Here is a 22,817-nt window from a genome sequence, read left to right as displayed (position 1 = left end):
AAACCTACTCCTGTTCAGGCTTGCGTAAATAATATCCCACACCACGACGTGTAACAATCCACATTGGATTACTTGGATTCTCCTCAATTTTCTCACGAAGGCGTCTTACGGTAACATCCACTGTCCGGACGTCACCAAAGTAGTCATAGCCCCACACTGTTTCAAGTAAATGTTCACGTGTCATAACCTGTCCAGTATGGCGTGCTAAGTAATGCAGCAGTTCAAATTCGCGATGCGTCAACTCCATCTGCACACCATCTCGTGTAACTGCATATGCATCAGGGTGTATTACGAGTTTTCCAATTTCAATATTCTTGGTTGTTTTAACCGCGTCATCAGGCAACTGCTGCTGTCTGCGCAAATTAGCCTTAACCCTTGCGATTATCTCGCGATTACTAAAAGGCTTTGTCACATAATCGTCTGCTCCTAGCTCTAAACCTAACACTTTGTCAATCTCAGCATCCTTAGCAGTTAACATGATGATTGGCATAGACTGAGTCTTTCTAATTTCACGGCATACTTCATTTCCATCTTTGTTTGGTAACATTATATCCAATAGAACTAAATCAGGTTTTTCTGTTTCAGCAAGATCAATTGCTTCATCACCATCATAGGCGACGACTACCTGATAACCTTCTTTTTCTAAGTTGAATTTTAATATATCTGCAATTGGTTGTTCATCATCTACTACTAAAATCTTTTGACTCATTGTAGTCACATCCTTTTCAGCATTCCTTAGCTCTATTTTATCGTACTTTGGCTAAAATGTCTTGCATATGAAAAAGACTGACTCCACTATTCCATGGAGCCAGCCTCAAACTATCTTTATTTTTTCTATAGATATTTCTGTGGGTTTTGCAGGGAACCGTTCTTGTAAAGTTCAAAGTGCAAATGAATACCTGTAGAATTTCCAGTTGATCCCATAACCCCAATCTTGCTTCCTTTTTCTACCGTCTGTCCTGGACTTACACTAATAGATGCAAGATGCGCATACACGGTTTTCATCCCGTTATTATGACTAATAACTATTTTATTACCATAACCGCCACTATCCCATCCAGCAGATACGACTGTACCATTATCAGCTGCAAGAATTGAACGGTTGCTTGGCTGTGCTATGTCCATTCCCTTATGCATTGACCCCCAACGCTCACCAACATTACTGGAGACATATCCTCCGACTGCTGGCCAGTGTAATTCACCTGTTCCTCGTGATGGCACAACTTTTGTCCCTTTTATAATAACTTCTTTTACCGGCTCTTTAGTTGTTTCTTCAGTTACTGTTTCTTTATTAATTATGTTACCATTTTTCTTTTTAAGTGAGTAATGGACTTCCTTTTTGCCTTTTTGTCCTTCTTGCTTAACTTTTTTATCACCTTTATACATTTCATCTGATTCTTTTACTTCAGTTTCATAGTCTATTGTTTCTTCTACTAGTCTTTCTTCATTGACGATAACATCAACAAATGACTTATAATCTGTCACATGAACTTCCTGATCAATCTGCAGAACCGAATTTTCTTTCAATTCTTTATTTAACTCTAGTAATTTGTCAATCGACAGTTCATACTGGTCTGCAATACTACCCAGTACTTCGCCTTTTTCTACCTTGTGTACTTTATCTTCCAAAGTTCCTTTTTCTAGCATTTTCAAACCTTGTTTTACGGTAAGTACTTTTTCGGGTTTAACTTTTTCATCAGAAAATGAAACTTTTTCCGATAGAGCTACGTCTGTAATAATAGAATCTCCAACGTCAAGGTTAAGATTTTCATTTTGTTCATTCTTGTTAGGCTTCTCTTCATTGTCGGAATTGTTAGCGTCACTTTGTCTATTGGTCAGTTTTTCAAGTACCTTTTTATCGACATATTTTGCCTTGTATTCTTTTAAAACTTTATTAGCTGTTTCCTGGTCTTTAAAAAAGCCCACTGTTTCATCGGCAATTTTAATTTCTACTGCTTCTGCTTTAGCTGAAAGATCATCTTTGAGCATATTCACTACATTTTCATTGTCATATGTAGGGTCAAAAACACGTTCAGATACAAATGATACTTTTTCACCGATGGATATGGATAAATCCTCAAATTCTTTACTCTTTTGACTAACCTTTGCATCTATAATTTCCTTAATAGATTCTTTGTCTCCAACTTTCCCAACATGTTTACCATCTACATAAATGTGGAAGATAGTCTCTAAAGAGTCATCATTATCATCTGCATATGCTGTTGTAAGTGTAAAAGAAAGAGCGACACATGTCATAATGGCCACTTTTTGCAGCATGCTAAGTGTACTTCGTCTGTTAGTTCTGTGGTTAGTGGATTTTATCTTCCTTTTATACAATGTCGTTTTCCCCCTTGCCATATATATATATTTATTTATTTAGCAGTTAAAAAGTAAATACATTTTTACTGCATAAGTGCAACTAAGCTTTCTTGCACTCTAAAGTATTTTCTAGTTCAAAAGACTTTCCCAATGTCATTGTCTAATCTACCACAGTTATGGTAGATAATAAAAGAGAGTCAAGGAAAATGTAAAGTAAATGTATAATAACTTCCATTAATTTACATAAATCGCCTTTTATTACCTCTCCCAAAGTGTAAAAGGTGACTTTTGGTGTATTTTATGTCTTTTTTTTGCCCTTATTTTACAGTCATGTTACATAGATAATGACAACTACATTTAAAATTTACTCAATAAAAGGAATTTATTGTAAAAAAATAAGCCAAAACCTAGAAAGTAGTTCAAATATTATCGTAATTTTAATGGATTTTCTTGCACAACTTTCCTCTTGAAGGGAAATTTCTGATTCTTTACATAAAAAACCTCTATCAAATTTGATAGAGGTTTTGATTCTTTTGGACTATTTGTTAACTATAGACACTTCTTACAATATTCGTCTGCGAACGATCTGGTCCGACAGAAAATATAGATAACGGAATCGCAGTCAATTGAGAAATCCGCTCCAGGTAATGCCTTGCATTCTCTGGCAGGTCATGAATACTTTTGACATTTGTAATATCTTCAGTCCAGCCAGGCATCTCTTCGTATACTGGTTCACATTCAGCTAATACTTTCAAGCTTGCCGGAAATTCGTTAATTACTTCACCCTTATGCTTGTAGGCTACACATATTTTTAACGTTTCAATACCAGTTAATACATCAAGTGAGTTTAACGATATATCCGTAATACCACTTACACGGCGTGCATGTCCGACAACTACACTATCAAACCAACCGACACGGCGTGGTCTCCCTGTTGTTGTTCCGTATTCACGACCAACTTCGCGAATTTGGTTACCAATTTCATCATTCAATTCGGTAGGAAACGGACCATCACCAACCCGAGTTGTGTAAGCTTTTGACACGCCTACAACATGATCAATTTTAGTTGGACCAACACCGGAACCGATAGTTACTCCACCAGCAACTGGGTTTGATGATGTAACAAAGGGATATGTTCCCTGGTCAATATCCAGCATAACGCCCTGTGCACCTTCAAATAATACGCGGCGGCCACCGTCAAGCGCGTCATTTAATACGACAGATGTATCACAAACATATTTAGCCAATTGTTGTCCATACTCATAATACTCTTCCAGAATATCTTCAACTTGTATTGGGTCAACTTCATATATTTTCTTAAATAATCGGTTTTTTTCATTTAGATTTTGTTCAAGTTTCACGCGAAAAGTTTCTTTATCTAATAAATCAGCAATACGTATACCAACTCGTGCGGCTTTATCCATATACGCTGGACCTATTCCTTTTTTTGTTGTACCGATTTTATTAGCACCTTTTTCTTCTTCCTGAAGAATATCGATTTTTAGATGATAAGGTAAAATTACATGCGCACGGTTGCTTATACGGAGATTATCAGTCGACACATTTCGTTCGTGTAAGTAAGCAATTTCCTCTACGAACGCTTTTGGATCGATAACCATTCCATTTCCTAATACACATGTCTTTTCACTGAAAAATATACCAGATGGGATCAAATGCAACTTATACGTTACATCATCAAATTTAATTGTATGTCCTGCATTGTTACCACCTTGATAGCGAGCAACAAGCTCGGCATTTTGCGATAAAAAGTCAGTAATCTTACCTTTTCCTTCATCGCCCCATTGCGTTCCAACTACTACTACTGAGGACATGATGCACCTCCACTATATAATCATTTGTTTTTCATTTAGTAACAGCGCAATTCTATCAATAATAATAAACTGTGTCAATATAAAACACGAACGTTATGTTATAAATCAATTAAATCGTTCGTTATAATTGTAATTTAGAAAACATAGCATTCTTATCGAAAGCGTACTTAGAAACCCTTATGCAGCTTCTTAACTTCAAAAAAAACCAGCCCATTTAAAGGGCTGGTTTTATACTTGTGCAGACACTGGAGGGACATCACTATCCGAATAGCGATGGTCCAAATCTACGAACTTATTATATTCTTTAACAAACGCAAGTTCCACATTACCAACAGGACCATTACGCTGTTTGGAAATTATGATTTCAATAATATTTTGTTTCTCAGATTCTTGATCATAATAGTCATCACGATATAAGAACCCAACAATGTCAGCATCCTGCTCAATACTCCCAGATTCACGTAAGTCAGACATCATCGGCCGCTTATCCTGACGTGATTCAACGCCACGTGATAGCTGCGATAATGCAATTAGTGGTACATTCAATTCACGTGCCAAAGCTTTCAAAGAACGGGAAATCTCGGAAACTTCCTGTTGTCTGTTTTCCTTTGAATTGGCATTCCCTTGAATAAGCTGCAGGTAATCTATCAGAATCATACTAAGTCCATTTTCTTGTTTTAAACGTCGACATTTAGACCTAATTTCACTAACACGGATTCCAGGAGAATCATCGATATAAACTCCAGCATTGGATAAACTTCCCATCGCCATTGTTAGTTTACTCCAGTCATCTGCCTCCAAATTACCATTACGCAAACGCTGGGAATCGATATTTCCTTCGGCGCAAAGCATACGGGAAACAAGTTGATCAGCACCCATCTCAAGACTGAAGATAGCTACATTCTCATCAGTGTTTATAGCAACGTTTTGCGCAATATTTAACGCAAACGCCGTTTTACCAACAGATGGTCGTGCAGCAATAATGATTAAATCATTTCTCTGAAAGCCTGAAGTGATTCGATCCAGATCCCTATATCCGGTTGGAATACCTGTCACATCAGCATCTTGGTGTTGTAGTTGTTCAATATTATCATATACTTCGATAAGGACATCTTTTATAGCCTTAAATGCTCCAGAATTTTTCCTGCCAGATACCTCAAGAATGTTCTTTTCTGCTTCATTTAAGACATCTTCCACTTCATCTTCAGTTGCAAAACCGGATGAAACAATATCTGTTGCAGTTCGAATTAATCTGCGAAGTAACGCTTTTTCTTCAACTATTTTACTGTAATAAAGTATATTTGCTGCTGTTGGAACGCTGCCTGCCAAATCAGACAAGTATGCAACACCGCCAACCTCGTCCAGTTTTTTCTCATTCGATAAGGAGGTCGTTACCGTCACAAGATCAATTGGTTCTCCTCTATCCAACAGTTTCAACATCGCTTCGAATATTCTCTGGTGGCTTGCACGATAAAAATCATCAGGCATTAACAGTTCTGATGCTGCAGACAATGCATCAGGTTCTAGAAAAACAGCACCTATAACAGCTTGTTCCGCTTCTATATTATGTGGTGGTGTACGATCATTCCAAATTTCACTCATTCATTTTCCCCCTTCTGGAGAGGATTCCCAAGTTAATAATTGCTTTTCTTAAGCTTCTATTACATGAACTCTTATTGTACCAGTTACTTCCTGGTGTAACTTAACAGGTACATTCGTATATCCTAATGATCGGATTGGGCTATCAAGTTCTATTTTGCGTTTGTCGATTTTATGGCTATAAGTTTCTTTAAGGACTTCAGCAATTTGTTTACTTGTGATAGAACCGAATAAACGTCCGTTATCTCCAGATTTTGCTTTCACTTCAACATCAATTTCAGCTAACTTAGCTTTAAGCTGCTCAGCCTCTTCTACTTCTTTCTGTGCTTCTTCCTGTTGTTTATTCTTTTTAGCTTCCAGTTCTTTCATATTACCTGAAGTAGCTTCTTTTGCCAGGTTATATTTTAGTAAATAATTACGTGCGTAGCCGTCAGAGACGTTTTTTACTTCACCTTTTTTACCTTTTCCTTTTACATCTTTTACAAAAATTACTTTCATTTTTTGTCTCCTCCTTCATAGAAAACTTGGCATTTTAATGGGATTCTTATGAAAGCTTGCTTTGCTTTCATAGAACCCCTTATACTTTGGAGTTCAAGCCATAGTTGCACTTTTACTAACCTAAAAAGCTCTAACTTTATTGTAATTTCATTTAAAACGACTGTTAACTTGCAAAATATTCCTCTATTATATCCTTTAATAATGCTTCTGCATCATCTATTGTCGTATCCTCAATTTGAGTGGCAGCGTTTGTTAAATGCCCACCACCATTCATTTTTTCCATGATAATCTGAACATTTACTTCTCCAAGCGAACGGGCACTGATACCGATTCGGCCATCACTTCGTTCTGATATCACAAATGAAGCGTTAATACCGCTCATCGTTAGGAGCGTATCCGCTGCCTGTGCTATTAATACGCCACCATATATTTCTTCTGGTTTTCCTTTGGAAATAGCAATCGAATCCCGATAAACTTCAGCACGCTCGATTAGCTTACTGCGTTTAATATATATATCCAAATCTTCCTTCATAAATTGCTGTACCAACACGGTATCTGCACCTTTTGATCGTAAATAAGATGCCGCATCGAACGTACGCGAACCTGTTCGTAATGTGAAACTTTTGGTATCTACAATAATCCCCGCCAATAATGCTGTAGCTTCAAGCATTTTTAATTTAAGGCTTTTTGGCTGATATTCCAGTAATTCAGTAACCAGTTCCGCTGTAGAGGATGCATATGGCTCCATATAAACGAGCGTTGGATTATCAATAAATTCCTCTGCACGCCGATGGTGGTCAATAACAACTTTATACTCACTTTTACTCAACAAGCGCTGATTCGAGACCATCGATGGCTTGTGTGTATCAACAACTACAATAAGGCTTCTGCTCGTTACTACTGCTTCCGATTCCTCCGGGTCTATGAAATGTTCCCATAGCTCTTCATCCTCTTTTATTCCCTCAACAAGTCGGTAAACACCTGTATCTACGTCATCTGGATCCAATACAATATATCCTTCAACACCATTGGTCTTAGCAATATTTAATATACCAATTGCTGCACCAACCGAATCCATATCTGGTGATTTATGGCCCATAATAATAACATTATCACTTTCTTTAACTAGTTCTTTTAATGCATGTGAGATAACACGCGCTCGTACGCGGGTACGTTTTTCCATTGGGTTGGTACGTCCACCGTAAAAGCGAACTTTTCCAGCTTCATCTTTAATTGCAACCTGATCGCCACCCCGACCTAGTGCCAGATCAAGGCTCGATTGTGCTAATTCACCAAGCGTTGGAAGTTCGACACTTCCTAGACCAATCCCAATACTCAATGTAATCGGAATGTTTTGTTCGGCATTAAGTTCACGTACTTCATCCAGAATATCAAATTTTGATTTTTCCAGCTGATCCAGAATTTCTTTTGTCGAAACAGCCAGAAAACGATCCTGAGACGTTCGTTTCATATATATTCCATAATCATGTGCCCAATTATTTAACACAGAGGTAACCTTTGAATTTAATTGACTCTTTAACGTATCATCCATGTTTTGAGTAATTTCCTCGTAGTTATCAAGGAAAATTACTAACAGAACAGTTTGCTCATTTTGGTATAGCGTTTGTATTTCCGATTGTGTCGTTCGGTCAAACAGATATAGTAACCGTTCTTCCTTCTTTATTGTTGTTTGAAATTCAAATCCTTCCACATTGAACCATAATTCATCTTTACTTTCTTTAATTCTTGAAGTTAAATCATCAGATAGCGTATTAACTGATTTCCCAACTAAGGTATCTTCATCAGCAAAACGGTTCATGTAAGGATTTGCCCATTCAATAAAATAATCTTCATTATACAGAATGATTCCTATTGGCATTTCCAACAAAGCCTCTTCCCCAACACGTTTAATTCGATGGGAAAGTGTAGCTATATATTCTTCAGTTTCATTCTGCAGAGTTCTTTCCGTTCTTATACTATAATAAATCGACGCTGCTAATAGCAATGCCATCAACAATCCTAGCATCCATTGAAAATACCAAATAAACCCAAGCAGAGTAACGGACAAAAGGTAAATAACCCATAAGTGTCTGCTAAGTTTTGGTCTCCTTTGTAAATCGTGCATATAATCAGCTCCTACTACTTACTCCCACTTAATTCTTACCCTTTGAAATACGATCTCTTAGTGAGAATCCTATATCAATTATACCTAAGAGACGTACAAAATATAGGAAGAAAAATGGGAAAAGTATTGTCAATATAACACTTACTACTGGTAGTGCTTTTGACTTGTTTTTCTGATGAGCATAGAAAAAAATAAAAGATAATCCTTGCAACGTCATTAACATTCCTGCAACTATCATCACATTGTTTACAGCCAAATATAACGTACTCGATGGATCGAGTTCAAAAAATGTGAAAATCAATGCGAAGAAATAAATCCAAACTAATGAAACCGGTAAGCGCAACATACGAAACGGAGGAAATCCCAAATCCTTGCTGTCTAATCGATTGATCACTTTATAACTTACCCATTGACCAATAAAAGCCATAAAAATTCCAATGAATGCTATTCCAGCGGGAACCAGAGTCGAAAGCATACCAATCTGTTGTTCCAGTAACTCAACCTGTTCTTCTGCTTGATCCATAAGCCCAAATTGTTCCATTAAATCTTTAACCGTTTGTACATACTGGTTAAGTATTTGGTCTATTTCATTCATCAAATTCACTTGTAAAACGAATTGACTAAACACAAAAATAAATAAAAGTCCCACTACAAAACCTATCGTTCCTCTTCCCCATGTTTCATACGCGGGTAACTTTTTATGAATAGCACTACCAAGCATTATACCACCAAGACCCATTAGCACGGTTAACGGCAGGCTAATTATCGTTGCAAATAGAATAGATAATACAACCGCAACCCCAAACATTAAAAGAGAGGGCTTCCAATTATGTCTGGAAGCAAATATTATGAAAGGTACTGGCAGTAAAAATGTAGCAACTATTGTTATTACTGGTACAAAAGCTGCGATTAACAGCAATATAATATATATTGCTGTAAGCATGGCACCTTCTGTTAAAATTTTTGATTGATTCATGTATTGCACCTACATATCTAATTAATTTATCTCATTACAATATGATAACACGATTTAAGCATTAATTGGTATTCGAAATAACTGATTCTAATATTTCCCGGGTAATAACTTGTTGAATTTTGTAGACAAACAATAAAAATCAACGAATTTTCAAGGCCAGGAAGCGAATTTATTACAGATTTTTATTATAATGGATCTAATGGAAGATTCTAAGATGAAGGATGAAACTAATGATTTTATTGCATGCATTCTTAAACAGTGTTAAATTGCCAAATAAACAGGCAATGTTTAAATTAAATCGAATCGGAATGGACATTACTGTATTATATATGTCTATTCTTGTATTGCTTGTTTCTATTCCGTCGCTAGTTGACCGACTAACAGCAACTGGTGGTGCAAGTGCTGATGTGCAGTTATTTTTACTGTTCGTGTACTTTTTCTTATTTTATTACTTACCATTAATTATAATGGTTTTTCTGCTGCTTTCACTAATTGCTTACATAGGAACGGGCATATCCCGGTTAATGAGACGTAAAATCAGATTCCCAATACTGTGGAAAATGAGTGCTTATACAGCAACTATCCCTTTTTTACTATATACAATCATAGCTCTGATTTTTAAGATAGATGTTATGTATTTATGGATTTTCTTAATCTATTCTATTCTTTTTATAGTAAAAATAATCACCATTTATCCCAAGCGGAAAATTCGAAAATAGGAGTTTTTTTAATGAAATATATTGTATACATTCTTCTTGCATTATCTCTCCTGATTAACGCAGGCTGCAGCGATCAGGATAGTACTAAAGAACATGAGCTCTTCATATCAGCTGCATCAAGTTTATCCAATGTACTGTCAAAGCTAGCTGAAGCGTTTGAATCGGAACATCCAAATACGAAGCTTACATTAAACTATGGAGCTTCTGGCAAGCTTGCACAGCAAATACAGCAAGGTGCACCTGTTGATTTATTTCTGTCAGCAGACCAAAAATGGATGGACAACCTAGCAGAGCAAAAGATGATTCTCGATGATACAAGAATAAATTTTACACAAAATAAACTTGTACTAGTCTCAACAAATAATGCTAATCTATCCATTGATTCATTGAAAGATTTACCTTCTAGCGGACTGGACCAAATAGCAATTGGAAACCCTGAAAGCGTACCTGCAGGAAGTTATGCAAAAGAAGCATTAACCGCAAGTGGAACTTGGAAAAGTATAAAAAGTCAGCTTGTTCACGCCAAAGATGCACGACAAGTGCTTACATACGTTGAATCCGGTAACACTGACATTGGATTTGTTTATGCCAGTGACCTGAATCGTTCTAAAATGGTAACAGAGGTTACTAAAATAGATGAATCGTTGTATAAGAGAATCGATTATCCTGCCGCTGTAATTACATCAAGTGACACCATGGAGAAGGCAAAAGCATTTATCGACTTTCTGCAAACAGATGAAGCACAATCGATATTGGCCGAATATGGATTTAACTCTTAAGGGTGGGAACTGAAATGGACTACACACCATTATTTCTATCACTGAAAATAGCCAGTATTGCAACAGCTATAGTTGTAATTATTGGCATTTTCCTTGCTAGAATTATCTCCCGCTATCGATTTCCCGGAAAGAGAATACTAGAATCACTGTTAATGCTTCCATTGGTGCTTCCACCTACTGTTGTTGGATTTGGACTGCTTTATTTGTTTGGCAAAAATGGTCCATTCGGAAGTTTATTACTAGATCTGTTTGGTATTCAGATTGTATTCACATGGTTTGGGGCAGTGTTAGCTGCAATTGTCGTTTCCTTTCCATTAATGTATCAAAGCGCTGCCGCTTCTTTTCAAAATTATGATGCCAACATCGAAAATGCTGCATTGACGATGGGCGCATCAAAGTGGACGGTGTTTTGGACAATAACCTTTCCATTGGCATGGCCCGGATTATTAGCAGGGTTGGTATTAACATTTGCTCGGGCGCTTGGCGAGTTCGGCGCGACACTTATGATTGCCGGCTATATTCCAAATCAAACAGAAACAATCCCACTTGCCATCTATTTTGCTGTTGATGCTGGGAATATGGATGCTGCAGTGTTTTGGGTTATCAGTATTATCGCTGTTGGATTCACCGCCATTCTGTGGTTGAATTGGTGGAGTGGGCGGAATATTTTAAGATTTACAAGTGACAAATGAGCTAGGTGGGGTGAATAATGCTTTCATTGAAGATAAAGAAAACACTTAAAGCATACACGCTTAATGCTGTGTTAAACGTTAGCGAGGAAATTATAGTATTAACCGGACCATCTGGTGCTGGCAAAACCACAACATTGAACTGTATCTCAGGACTTATTCATCCTGATTCTGGTGAAATCGTATTAAATGACCGGATTCTTTTTCAGAAAAAAGAAAAGCCAATTCCTGTTCAAAAACGGAATATAGGATATGTGTTTCAGAATTATGCTTTATTCCCTCACATGACAATTAGAGGTAACATCAATTACAAAATGAAAGATATTAAACTTGTTAATACATTAGTTAACGTTGTTGGAATCGAACATATCCTTGAAAGTTACCCTGCTGAAATATCAGGTGGCGAGAAACAACGTGCAGCCCTCGTGAGAGCCTTAGCTACTAAGCCGGAGGCACTACTGTTGGATGAGCCTTTTTCCTCCTTAGATGATGAGACAAAGGAAGAATGCCAGAATGAACTACTGCGTCTGCATGCCATGTGGAAAATACCAATTATCATGGTTACACATGACCTTAAAGAAGCTGAGAGACTGGGCGATCGTATTCTGAGAATAGAACAAGGGAAAATAATCGATAATTGAGTGATTGTTGCGCCAACGATGGCGAAAGTCAAGATGAATCTTATGCTTGGAAAGCGAAAAGGATACACGAAGAGCGTAAGCTGCCCCACAGGACGTGGGGTAGTTCGACGTTGCCACAGGATGTGGTGGTATTAGTCGAACATCCTTTATTTCTTATCGTAGACACGGGGAGGGAAGTCTACTATGCGCTAGGCGCTGGCCGGTGAGAACGCCACGTCCTGTGGCGTCACCGGCACTAGTACATCCTGTACGTCGGAGCTGGAAGTCGCTGATTCGGAAGTCCAGTTATCCACAGCACTTAAATTTTATAATTTCCTAAGCAATAAAAAAAGCCTTTTGATAGTATTTACACTGTCAAAAGGCTTTTTATTGCTATTATTACTCTGTTACATATGGCAATAATGCCATTGTACGAGAGCGTTTAATCGCTTTTGTAAGTTTACGTTGATATTTTGCAGAAGTTCCAGTTACACGACGAGGAAGAATTTTCCCACGTTCTGAAATGAAACGTCTTAGTAAATCAACATCTTTATAATCGATGTGTGTAATTCCGTTGGCTGTGAAATAACACACTTTACGACGCTTTGCACGTCCGCGACGAGCTGCCATTAATACCCCTCCTTCTTTTTAGATTAACACTCTATCTATTTAGAATGGTAAATCATCGTCTGATATATCGATAGGCTCACCGTTGTTTTTGAACGGTTCCTCTTCGTTTTGATTTTGATTTTGATTTTGATTTGTTTGGTTCTGATTCTGGTTTTGACTTTGATTTTGTTGGTATCCTGATGCTTGTTGTCCACTGCTTTGTGAAGAACCTTTAGATTCAAGGAATTGAACACTGTCTGCAACAACTTCCGTTACAAATACAGTTTTCCCATCCTTTCCTTCGAATGTACGCGTTTGTAAACGTCCATCAACACCAATCAAACTGCCTTTTTTCATGTAATTTGCCAGGTTTTCTGCCGGTCTGCGCCAAACAACACAGTTGATAAAGTCAGCATCACGGTTACCTTGCTGATTTGAAAAAGGTCGATTAACTGCTATCGTAAAGTTGGCTACTGCCACTCCATTTGGTGTATAACGTAGATCAGGATCCTTCGTTAACCTGCCGACAAGTACGACACGATTCAACATCAGAACCACCCCTTATTATTGATCATCTTCTCGAATTACCATATGACGAATAATATCATCAGAAAACTTAGCTAAGCGATCAAATTCATTGATTGCATCTGCATCACTAGTAAAGTAAATGACTACATAATATCCATCACGATAATCATTGATTTCATATGCAAGACGTTTCTTGCCTTTTTCATCAACTTTTTCAATCTCCGCCCCATTGTCAGTTAAAACTTTATTAAAGCGCTCAACTAAAGCTGTTTGAGCTTCGTCTTCAATATCTGGGCGGATGATATACATGATTTCGTATTTTCTCATCCGGTACACCTCCTTTTGGTCTTAGCGGCTTCATTTAGTCAATGAAGCAAGGAGTAATCTTGTTTCATTACTCACAACATCGTATTATACCAAATATTATTATAAAAAACAACCATTCGAGGGATCCTGCTACGTTAAAGTTTACACATTAAAGCGAAAATGGATTACATCGCCATCTTTCACGATATATTCTTTACCTTCTAATCGGACATTTCCTTTTTCACGTGCTTGCGCCATTGCTCCTGCATCCATAAGATGATCATAGGATACGGTTTCGGCACGAATAAAGCCTTTTTCAAAATCTGTGTGAATAATTCCCGCAGCCTGTGGTGCTTTTATTCCTTTACGGAAAGTCCATGCACGCACTTCCTGTTCACCAGCAGTAAAATAGGTTGCCAAGCCCAATAAGTTATAAGAAGCTTTGATAAGCTTATCTAACCCAGATTCAGAAATACCTAAATCATCAAGAAACTCTTCCTTTTCCTCCTGATCAAGTTCAGCTATTTCTTCTTCAATTTTTGCACAAACTACAATTACCTCTGCACCTTCTGCCGCTGCATACTCTTTCACCCTTTGCACATTTTCATTTGCGTCAGGCTCGGTAATTTCTTCTTCACTTACATTTGCTACATACAGTGTTGGTTTACTAGTTAACAAATGAAGCCCTTTTACTATTTTCCAATGTTCTTCCGAAAACTCCAAAGCTCTTACAGGTTTTTCTTCTTCAAGCCCTGCTTTAAGCTTAAGGAGAATGTCATGCTCTGCAATAGCTTCCTTATCCTTCTGTCTAACAAGCTTTTCCACCCGTTGTATCCGTTTGTTTACAGATTCTAAGTCGGCTAAAATAAGCTCAAGATTGATAATCTCAATATCATCTATTGGATCAATTTTACCTGATACATGCGTAATATTATCATCTTGAAAACAACGCACAACTTGGCAGATTGCATCAACCTGGCGAATATGGGATAAAAATTGGTTTCCCAGTCCTTCCCCTTTACTCGCCCCTTTCACAATACCAGCAATATCGGTAAATTCGAATGCTGTTGGTACTGTTTTTTTCGGTTTTACTAATTCTGTTAATTTATTTAAGCGATTGTCTGGTACTTCTACAATCCCTACATTTGGATCAATGGTTGCAAACGGGTAGTTCGCAGCCTCTGCTCCAGCTTGTGTAATTGCATTAAACAATGTTGATTTACCAACATTGGGAAGTCCAACAATTCCTGCTGTTAAAGCCATTCAACTTTCACTCCTTAAGGATTTCATTCATATGAACGCGTTAGTCATATCAATTATAGATACAAGATGTTAAATTGACAAGCAATGAAAAAGCAAAAATAAGCAATTATAATTGCTTATTTTCATAGAGTGCTTCCACAATTTTTATTTTTCATTGATCATACCACAACTATAATTAATTTTTTTAGACACTTAAAAGAATTTTAGACAAATTATTCTTCTGCCTTCACAAGTATTTTTTTCATCTTTTTAGCGAATTCTTTCCTTGGGATCATGACGCTGTGATCACATCCCATACACTTAATTCGGATGTCCATACCCATTCGAACAATTTTCCAGCGATTTTCACCACAAGGATGCTGTTTTTTCATCTGAACAATATCATTTAATTCAAATTGTTTATCCGACATGTCGCACCCCCCTTTTATAATTCCTTGTCATGATTTAGCTCTAATGAAGTCGGTTCTTGGTTTCTGGAATACATCACTAGACGTGGTGATGGAATTTCAATACCTTCTTTATATAATACCTCCTGGACTTCTTTTCGAACTATTCGTGCACCTGCCCATTGATAGACTGGCAATGTTTCAGCAATAATACGAATTACATAATGAGAACTTTCCAATGTTTGTACACCTATTATTTCTGGAACTCGAACGATTTCTTCATATTTATCCGGCAATGTCTTACTCACACTCTCGATTATTTTCTCGGCACTGCCAACGTCACTCTCATAAGGTACGTTTACATCCACAACCGCAAGACCATTATAAATTGAATAATTAGTAACCTGGGTTACGTTTCCATTTGGAAGTACATGCTGTTCGCCAGTCCAGCTTTGAATTTTAGTTGTACGCATCCCGATTTCTTCTACTGTTCCTTCAACACCTGAAGTAAGTATATAATCCCCTACAGAAAATTGATCCTCAAAAATTATGAAGAACCCGGAAATAATATCACGTACAAGGTTCTGTGCACCGAAGCCTATAGCTAAACCTGCAACACCCGCACCAGCCAGCAAAGGCCCTATTTTTTGACCTAATACATTGTCTAATATCATTATAATTGCTGTAAAATACACGGTATACTTTAATGCATTTTTAATCAGTTTTTTAAGGGTATTCTCTCTTCTTTCTGTTATCCGAAAAGGACCACGTGATTTATTTTGGAAAACACGGCCTATTACATTATTTCCAACACGAATTATAACTATCGATAGGAATATGATTAAGATAATCTCAATTAATCCCTGCCCAATAACTATCCATAATTCAGGACCTGCAATATAGTCCCATAACTGCTCAAATTTATTTTTGATAAATTCCAAAATAAAACCTCCGACGTTCAACTCTATAGCTAAATTCTACAATAATGCCTCTATCATTGAAAGAGAAGAGAAATTCATTTATTATTTTCCATTTTTTTCCATATAGGGTAAAGTAATAATCTTGTTAATACATATAAATTAAGAATACCATATATCGGATAAATATAGCTTATTAACGTAGAGAAACCTAATGTCGTTAATGGAATCATTGCTATTAATATGAGAATGACTAATAACCAAATTGGCACATTTATTATGCTTTGGAGTCTGGAAACTATACCTAAAACCCCTGCAGCTGCCGTCGTAAAGATAGCAAACCATAGAAGGATTGACATAAATATAAGCATTCCAAATGGGTAGTGCTTTAGTATCGCGAATAATGGTATTTCATATAAAAGTAATTCATCTGCTATCTGTATTAAACTATTATTATATATGAATGATATCGTACCCAAGGTTAAACCGCTGCCAAGTGAGGCAATCCATATTTCCTGCTTGGATCTAACTTTATTTCCTATCGCTCCCAACACCGCAATTAAAGGTAAAATATTCAATGCTGTAAAAGGAAATGCTGCAGTCCAATTTCGTTGTTCAGACAAATGTGAAAACAATGAAAGTTCTTGATCCATTGTAAATATTAACAAAATATACAGAAGTCCACCAAGTAATAATGGCAAAATAACCTGATTCATTGCCAACAGTCCACTAATATCTTTCAAAAACAAAATAATTAAGCAAACTGCGATAACAAGCACTCCCCACCAATAGGAAAAGTTAAATGCTTGTCCCGTAGCACCACTACCAGCAATCATCACAACTGTTGTAGTAAATAAATATAAAAATATCATAACATCATATAGTTTTGTTAATTTAACTCCTACTATATCACCAAGTACCGGTAAATAGTCAGTTGACTGTTTTTCATAGCTTACATTCATTATTACATTACAGCATATCGAAAAAAATAACGTAAACAACAAAATGGCAAGTCCACTTTCATGACCAAAAAATTGCCATAATTCCCTGCCAGAAGCATATCCAGCCCCAATAGTTGTACCAATAATTAAAAACATCCACTTTAGACCAGCTCTCCACATCGCATTTCCTCCATTATTTTTCGTATCTACGTATAGATCGATAATTTTTTCCGTATACTTATACCAATATGTTTATGGAGGATAAGCTATGAATCTTATAAATCGTTTTGTTCCAAAAAATGATAAATTGCAATTGTTACATACTGACCCTACCCTAACGGATGCTATGAGCGAGAGGTTAATTTCTTGGTTTCCTAAGATACCTCGTGAATATGTTGTTGTTTGTATTGGAACCGATCGATCAACCGGGGATGCACTTGGTCCATTGACAGGATCCTTTTTTTCAGAAATGAAACCGAAACATATAAATGTTTATGGGACATTGGCAGACCCTGTTCATGCCATAAATCTAGAAGATCATATTAAATTAATAAATGCCCAACACAAAGAAGCATTTATTATTGCTGTAGATGCATCATTAGGGAAAATGACATCTGTGGGCAGTATCATTTCAGATGTTGGATCATTGAGGCCTGGAGCAGCATTAAATAAGAATCTTCCTTCTGTCGGGGATATTCATATTACTGGTGTGGTTAATATAAGTGGATTTATGGAATATTCTATCTTACAAAATACAAGATTATCACTTGTTGTAGACATGGCTAAGTCCATTGCTGCTTTACTAGAGGCATTAGATCAGCAATTAACATATAACAGGCCTTTACCAGCTATTATTGCTTCGAACCAAAAACGTAATAGAGGTGTAGAAGCCTAACTTGTTTTACATTAAAAAGAACCCTACTATATTGTAGAGTTCTTAGAATAATAAATAGATATAATAGACAAATCCTACTGTAAGAAGAGAGGGCAACAAATTTCCAACTCGTATCTGGACGATTTTCAGTAGATTTAATCCAATTGCTACGATAAGCAACCCGCCCACTGCAGTTAATTCTACAATCAATCCATTTAAAAAAGATTCAGGAAGCAGCTTTTCAATTTGCGTAGCTAAAAGTGCTATTGAACCTTGGTAAAGTAGAACAGGAATCACAGAAAATATGACACCAAACCCCAATGTTGTCGTTAATACTAGAGCAACGAAGCCATCGATCACGCCTTTTGTAATAAGAACTTCATGGTCTCCTCGCAGACCACCATCTAAAGCTCCAATCACAGACATAGCTCCTATAACAAATATTAGTGAGGCCGTTATAAATCCTTGTGCGATACTAAAATTGTCGTTTGTTGTCGTAAATCGGCCACCTATCCATGCACCTAGTCGATTTAAACCTTCTTCCACATGAATAAATTCTCCAATAATTGCACCAGTTAATAGACTCAATAACACAACAACAATAACTTCAGTAGTAAATGCCATTTGCATACCAATTAATATAACCGCAAGCCCAATTCCATGCATTACCGTTTCTTTATATCTTTCTGGTATTTTCGTAAAAAATAACCCTATTAAACACCCTGCTATAATAAGTGCCCCATTTACCAATGTTCCAAATAAGACCATAACTACAACTCCATTTGTTAGTAAATATTAAATCAAATTATATGAAGATGCTATTTCATCTATCGCTATAATGAATGCATCGACTTCTTCTTTAGTATTATATATACCCAGACTCGCCCTGACCACACCTTGATCAGTTGTGTTTAATGATTCGTGTGTTATCGGACTGCAATGAAGCCCTGATCTAACAGCTATTTTATAATGCGAGTCAAGGATCATCGCTATTTCCTGTGAAGATATATTAAAGATATTAAATGCCACAATCGGAATTCGGCGTTTATGCTTGGTTGGTCCGTAACAAGTAACCCCTTCAATATTTTCTAATCCTTCTAATAGTGTTCCTGCTAAAAATGTTTCACGTGGAACATTTACATTTTGTCTACTTTCAAATGCTTTTAGAGCAGCATTCAAGCCAGAAATCCCTGGGGTGTTTAATGTGCCACTTTCGAGTTTTTCAGGCATTTGACAAGGTTGCTCAGGTGCTACTGAAAAAGCGCCTGTCCCTCCCTGAAAAATTGGTTGAAGTTCAATATTTCCTTCAATTAGCAGCATACCTGTCCCCTGAGGTCCCATTAAACCTTTATGTCCGGAAAAGGCCATTAAATCTATTCCTATTTGACTCATATGTATAGGTATATGACCAGCAGTTTGTGATGCATCAACAAGTGTTAATACATTTTGACTCGATGCGATGCCAGTTATTTCTTCAATTGGTAATAGTGACCCAGTAACATTTGATGCATGTGTCATTGTTATTAGTTTGGTATTAGAATTAATGGATTTCTTTATATGTTCGATAAATGATCTATCATCTTCATTCCAATTAATGTATGAGATTTCAACACCACAGGTACGCTTAAGGTTCTCCAGGGGTCTCCGTATGGAGTTATGTTCAATTCTAGTGGCAATAATGTGATCTCCTTCTCGCCAAGGCAGACCCTTAATTGCTTGATTCAATGCGCCTGTTGCATTCTGGTGGAATATTGCTTTTTTAGGATCACTACAACCAAATATGCGAGCGGCTCTTTCTCTAGTATCCTGTATTATTTCAGATGCTTTTCTGGCTAATTGATGACCACCTCTGCCCGGGTTAGCTCCAACTTCGTTAAGTGCGAAAATCATTGCCTCCCCTACCTCTACTGGTTTTGGAAAAGATGATGCAGCCTGATCAAAATATATCATAACTAAAACACACCACTTCTTGTCAAAATTTTAGAAAACTAGGCATTCACCCAGTCTTAATGGCGTATGCCTAGTTTCACTTGTGCATTAAGAAAGTATTTATACTTCCTAACTGCCAAAAAAAGACTGACTATTTAATGAATCAACCTTTAAAAAGTCAGTCGTTCCTATTCATTACTAGTCCAATGTTTCCAATATACGCTGTAAGTCATCATTAGAGTAGAATTCTATTTCAATTTTCCCTTTACGTTTACCTTGGTTTATTGTCACAGCAGTACCTAGACGTTCACGCAATATTGATTCTCTTTCCTGAAGAAATATATCTTTTTTTGGCTTTTCTTTTTTCTTCTTACCAGCATTTTCATTCATTTCAAGAATGTATTGCTCTACTTGCCTTACATTCATCTTTTCTTTTCGTATTTTATCAACAAACGGCAGAACCTTCTGCTTATCTTTAATACCTAACAAAGCACGACCATGTCCCATCGTAAGTTCTCCGTTGTTTATGTAGGCTACAACTTGATCAGGAAGTGAGAGCAATCGAACAATATTAGCAATATGGGATCTACTTTTACCTAAACGCCGTGAAAGTTCATCTTGCGTAATTTCCAATTCATTCATCAAATTTTGATATGCATGTGCTTCTTCAATCGGAGTTAAATCTTCCCGTTGAAGGTTTTCCAATAAGGCAACTTCCATCATCTTTCCGTCAGTCAATTCTTTTACTACGGCTGGAACATTCTCAAGCCCGGCTTCCTTTGCAGCACGAAAGCGTCGCTCTCCTACAACAACCTCATAGCCTTTAATGCTTTTACGTAAGATTAAAGGCTGAATTATACCATATTCCAGAATTGAATCCTTTAGTTCCTCTATTGCATCTGCGTGAAAAGTTTTTCTTGGTTGATAAGGATTTGGTCGGCATTCATTAATGGGAACTTCCTGAATAACGTCGTCATCCTTCTCTTCTACGTCTGGGAAAAAAGCATTAATCCCCTTACCTAACCCTCTCGCCATTACTCATCACTTCCTTCGCTAATTCAAGATATACCTCAGAACCTTTTGATTTTGGATCATATGTTATGATAGGTTCCCCGTGACTCGGCGCTTCACCTAATCGAACATTTCTAGGGATGACTGATTTGTATACTTTGTCCTGAAAGTACTTTTTCACTTCCTCAATGACTTGTATGCCAAGGTTGGTTCTTGCGTCAAGCATTGTTAATAAAACACCTTCAATCATTAATGATTTATTTAAATGCTTTTGCACCAAACGAATGGTGTTTAATAACTGGCTTAGACCTTCTAATGCATAATACTCACATTGAACTGGTATTAATACAGTATCAGAGGATGTAAGTGCATTAATAGTAAGCAATCCTAAAGAAGGTGGACAATCAATTATAATATAATCATACTCTTCTTTTAGATTTTCCAAGGATTTTTTCAATCGAATTTCACGCGAAATAGTAGGAACTAATTCAATCTCAGCTCCCGAAAGTTGAATCGTAGCAGGTATAATGTCCAAATTCTCAACTTTAGTAGGGACACATACCTCTTCAGCAGGTAAATCCTCTACCAGTACATTATAGATACATTGATTCATGTCAGCTTTGTTAATGCCAACTCCGCTCGTGGCATTACCTTGAGGATCAATATCCACAATCAAAACTTTATTCTTCAAGTGTGCAAGACCTGCACTTAAGTTTACCGATGATGTTGTTTTTCCGACGCCACCCTTTTGATTGGCTATGGCTATAATTTTACCCATGCTGTCACCTACCTAAAATCTATACTTATTATTCTATCACTTTTTTTAGTAAAAGACCTATTAATATAGTTGATTGTTTAAAAAAATATTTAGAAATCTACTAACTGCTAATATAATGTTAAAAACCACTCATCTTTATTAGCAAAGATGAATGGTCCAATTGTGAATTTTAAAGGTATCTCATATAAATGAACAAAATATTATTTCTTTTTCGGGATTTTAATCGTTATTTGATAGAATTCATCGAGATCTTCCTCATTTGATTCCACATCAATACCAGTATCTGAAACCATACTTAATGACTGTCGAATGGTATTCATAGCAATTCGAATATCCTTATTTACACCTTTAAGTTTAGCTTGTTTTTTAGTCGGCTTATCTTTCGGCTGGTTCAACTTAGTAATATATTCTTCTGTCTGTTTTACATTTAATTCTTTTTCAAGAATTGCATTTAGGACTTTCAGTTGTTCATCGGGCTCGCTCAACTTTATTAACGCCCTAGCATGTCGTTCTGTAATATCCTTCTTTAATATCGAGTGCCTAACTTCCTCTGGCAGCTTTAGTAACCGTAATTTGTTAGCAATGGTTGATTGGTTTTTACCTAAACGTTGAGCTAAAGCTTCCTGTGTTAATGAATGCATTTCTAATAGACTAGCATATGCGCTTGCTTCCTCTATAACAGTTAATTCTTCTCGTTGAAGGTTTTCAATTAAAGCAACAGACGCTGTTTCTGCATCAGACATACCGCGGATGATAGTCGGTATGTTTTCCCATTCTAGTAGCTTTACAGCACGCCACCTTCGTTCACCGGCAATAAGTTCATACATTTCCCCATCATCAATTTTACGAACCACTATCGGCTGAATCATTCCATGTGTATGTATAGTTTGAGCTAGTTCTTGGATTTTATCGTCATCAAATACCGACCTTGGCTGGAATCTATTCGGTTCTATTTTCTGAACAGAAAGTTGGATTACTTCATCTGGATGGTACTTTTCTTCTTCTGATTCAGAATCAGATTTATCTCCCGAACCGAAAATTCGGTTAAAAGGGCTTACCATTACCAAACACCACCTTTATTAATACTATATAACAAAAATTGCTATATTAGAAAACTTT

General features: G+C 36.8%; 24 protein-coding genes. 5 read left to right on the top strand and 19 right to left on the bottom strand.

The genetic code is table 11. The features are described 5' to 3' along the window. Nucleotides 1-4: 4 nt before the first annotated feature. From yycF to BLS02_RS00600, 7 genes are all read right to left on the bottom strand, one after another. Nucleotides 5-709, bottom strand: coding sequence for a response regulator YycF (yycF, locus tag BLS02_RS00630; RefSeq protein WP_092491037.1), 705 nt, complete (start codon nt 707-709; stop codon nt 5-7). Between the two features lie 125 nt (nt 710-834). Next, nucleotides 835-2,337: a M23 family metallopeptidase gene (locus tag BLS02_RS00625; RefSeq protein ID WP_254788686.1), complete on the bottom strand. Its 1,503-nt coding sequence runs from the start codon at nt 2,335-2,337 to the stop codon at nt 835-837. A 527-nt stretch (nt 2,338-2,864) separates the two neighbouring features. Next, nucleotides 2,865-4,151, bottom strand: coding sequence for an adenylosuccinate synthase (locus BLS02_RS00620; protein WP_092491036.1), 1,287 nt, complete (start codon nt 4,149-4,151; stop codon nt 2,865-2,867). A gap of 228 nt (nt 4,152-4,379) precedes the next feature. Continuing rightward, nucleotides 4,380-5,753 (bottom strand): replicative DNA helicase, encoded by a 1,374-nt coding sequence (gene dnaB, locus BLS02_RS00615; protein ID WP_092491035.1) that lies wholly within the window; start codon nt 5,751-5,753, stop codon nt 4,380-4,382. 48 nt (nt 5,754-5,801) lie between these two features. Then, entirely contained in the window at nt 5,802-6,248 is a 447-nt protein-coding gene (gene rplI, locus BLS02_RS00610) for a 50S ribosomal protein L9 (protein WP_092491034.1), read from the bottom strand. 163 nt (nt 6,249-6,411) lie between these two features. Next, on the bottom strand, nt 6,412-8,373 hold the full coding sequence (locus BLS02_RS00605; protein ID WP_092491033.1) for a DHH family phosphoesterase: 1,962 nt from the start codon (nt 8,371-8,373) through the stop codon (nt 6,412-6,414). Between the two features lie 28 nt (nt 8,374-8,401). Further along, the gene (locus BLS02_RS00600) at nt 8,402-9,349 is read right to left on the bottom strand and encodes a YybS family protein (protein ID WP_092491032.1); all 948 of its coding nucleotides are present in this window, start codon (nt 9,347-9,349) and stop codon (nt 8,402-8,404) included. Between the two features lie 230 nt (nt 9,350-9,579). Between BLS02_RS00600 and BLS02_RS00595 the strand changes: the two genes are divergently transcribed. Genes BLS02_RS00595 through BLS02_RS00580 form a run of 4 tightly spaced genes read left to right on the top strand, consistent with a single transcriptional unit; the run spans nt 9,580 to nt 12,177 of the window. Continuing rightward, complete coding sequence (locus BLS02_RS00595; RefSeq protein WP_092491031.1) at nt 9,580-10,068, top strand: DUF1189 family protein; 489 nt, start codon at nt 9,580-9,582, stop codon at nt 10,066-10,068. 11 nt (nt 10,069-10,079) lie between these two features. Beyond that, the gene (gene modA, locus BLS02_RS00590) at nt 10,080-10,847 is read left to right on the top strand and encodes a molybdate ABC transporter substrate-binding protein (RefSeq protein ID WP_092491030.1); all 768 of its coding nucleotides are present in this window, start codon (nt 10,080-10,082) and stop codon (nt 10,845-10,847) included. Between the two features lie 14 nt (nt 10,848-10,861). After that, a complete protein-coding gene (modB, locus tag BLS02_RS00585; RefSeq protein ID WP_092491029.1) occupies nt 10,862-11,539 on the top strand; it encodes a molybdate ABC transporter permease subunit in 678 nt (225 codons plus the stop codon). 17 nt (nt 11,540-11,556) lie between these two features. Further along, on the top strand, nt 11,557-12,177 hold the full coding sequence (locus BLS02_RS00580) for an ATP-binding cassette domain-containing protein (protein WP_092491028.1): 621 nt from the start codon (nt 11,557-11,559) through the stop codon (nt 12,175-12,177). A gap of 378 nt (nt 12,178-12,555) precedes the next feature. Here BLS02_RS00580 and rpsR read toward each other — a convergent pair whose 3' ends face one another. The 7 genes from rpsR to BLS02_RS00540 form a co-directional block, all read right to left on the bottom strand. Beyond that, nucleotides 12,556-12,786, bottom strand: coding sequence for a 30S ribosomal protein S18 (gene rpsR, locus BLS02_RS00570; RefSeq protein WP_092491026.1), 231 nt, complete (start codon nt 12,784-12,786; stop codon nt 12,556-12,558). Nucleotides 12,787-12,825: 39 nt separating this feature from the next. Continuing rightward, nucleotides 12,826-13,314 (bottom strand): single-stranded DNA-binding protein, encoded by a 489-nt coding sequence (ssb, locus tag BLS02_RS00565; protein WP_092491025.1) that lies wholly within the window; start codon nt 13,312-13,314, stop codon nt 12,826-12,828. A gap of 15 nt (nt 13,315-13,329) precedes the next feature. Then, nucleotides 13,330-13,620: a 30S ribosomal protein S6 gene (gene rpsF, locus BLS02_RS00560; protein WP_092491024.1), complete on the bottom strand. Its 291-nt coding sequence runs from the start codon at nt 13,618-13,620 to the stop codon at nt 13,330-13,332. A 141-nt stretch (nt 13,621-13,761) separates the two neighbouring features. After that, entirely contained in the window at nt 13,762-14,862 is a 1,101-nt protein-coding gene (ychF, locus tag BLS02_RS00555; protein WP_092491023.1) for a redox-regulated ATPase YchF, read from the bottom strand. 212 nt (nt 14,863-15,074) lie between these two features. Further along, nucleotides 15,075-15,272 (bottom strand): DUF951 domain-containing protein, encoded by a 198-nt coding sequence (locus BLS02_RS00550; protein WP_092491022.1) that lies wholly within the window; start codon nt 15,270-15,272, stop codon nt 15,075-15,077. A 14-nt stretch (nt 15,273-15,286) separates the two neighbouring features. Then, nucleotides 15,287-16,189 (bottom strand): mechanosensitive ion channel family protein, encoded by a 903-nt coding sequence (locus BLS02_RS00545; RefSeq protein WP_092491021.1) that lies wholly within the window; start codon nt 16,187-16,189, stop codon nt 15,287-15,289. Nucleotides 16,190-16,263: 74 nt separating this feature from the next. Further along, nucleotides 16,264-17,286: a YkvI family membrane protein gene (locus tag BLS02_RS00540; protein ID WP_092491020.1), complete on the bottom strand. Its 1,023-nt coding sequence runs from the start codon at nt 17,284-17,286 to the stop codon at nt 16,264-16,266. Nucleotides 17,287-17,374: 88 nt separating this feature from the next. Here BLS02_RS00540 and yyaC point away from each other — a divergent pair, with 88 nt between their 5' ends. Next, entirely contained in the window at nt 17,375-18,001 is a 627-nt protein-coding gene (gene yyaC, locus BLS02_RS00535; protein ID WP_092491019.1) for a spore protease YyaC, read from the top strand. A gap of 42 nt (nt 18,002-18,043) precedes the next feature. On the opposite strand, the gene BLS02_RS00530 is transcribed toward yyaC, so the two are convergent. From BLS02_RS00530 to noc, 5 genes are all read right to left on the bottom strand, one after another. Beyond that, nucleotides 18,044-18,748, bottom strand: coding sequence for a DUF554 domain-containing protein (locus BLS02_RS00530; RefSeq protein ID WP_092491018.1), 705 nt, complete (start codon nt 18,746-18,748; stop codon nt 18,044-18,046). Between the two features lie 27 nt (nt 18,749-18,775). Beyond that, nucleotides 18,776-19,930, bottom strand: a complete 1,155-nt coding sequence (locus tag BLS02_RS00525; RefSeq protein WP_092491017.1) for an aminotransferase class V-fold PLP-dependent enzyme — start codon at nt 19,928-19,930, stop codon at nt 18,776-18,778. Nucleotides 19,931-20,107: 177 nt separating this feature from the next. Then, nucleotides 20,108-20,944 carry a ParB/RepB/Spo0J family partition protein gene (locus BLS02_RS00520; protein ID WP_092491016.1) on the bottom strand — a complete coding sequence of 279 codons (837 nt, stop codon included), beginning with the start codon at nt 20,942-20,944 and terminating at the stop codon, nt 20,108-20,110. After that, complete coding sequence (locus BLS02_RS00515) at nt 20,925-21,698, bottom strand: ParA family protein (protein ID WP_092491015.1); 774 nt, start codon at nt 21,696-21,698, stop codon at nt 20,925-20,927. Before BLS02_RS00515 ends, BLS02_RS00520 begins: the two co-directional genes overlap by 20 nt. A 200-nt stretch (nt 21,699-21,898) precedes the next feature. Then, nucleotides 21,899-22,759 (bottom strand): nucleoid occlusion protein, encoded by an 861-nt coding sequence (noc, locus tag BLS02_RS00510; RefSeq protein WP_092491014.1) that lies wholly within the window; start codon nt 22,757-22,759, stop codon nt 21,899-21,901. Nucleotides 22,760-22,817: the final 58 nt, after the last annotated feature.

Source organism: Virgibacillus salinus (assembly GCF_900102415.1).
GTDB lineage: Bacteria > Bacillota > Bacilli > Bacillales > Amphibacillaceae > Lentibacillus > Lentibacillus subterraneus.
Note: the sequence above shows the minus strand (reverse complement) of the source record. Positions and strands in the feature narration are given on the sequence as shown.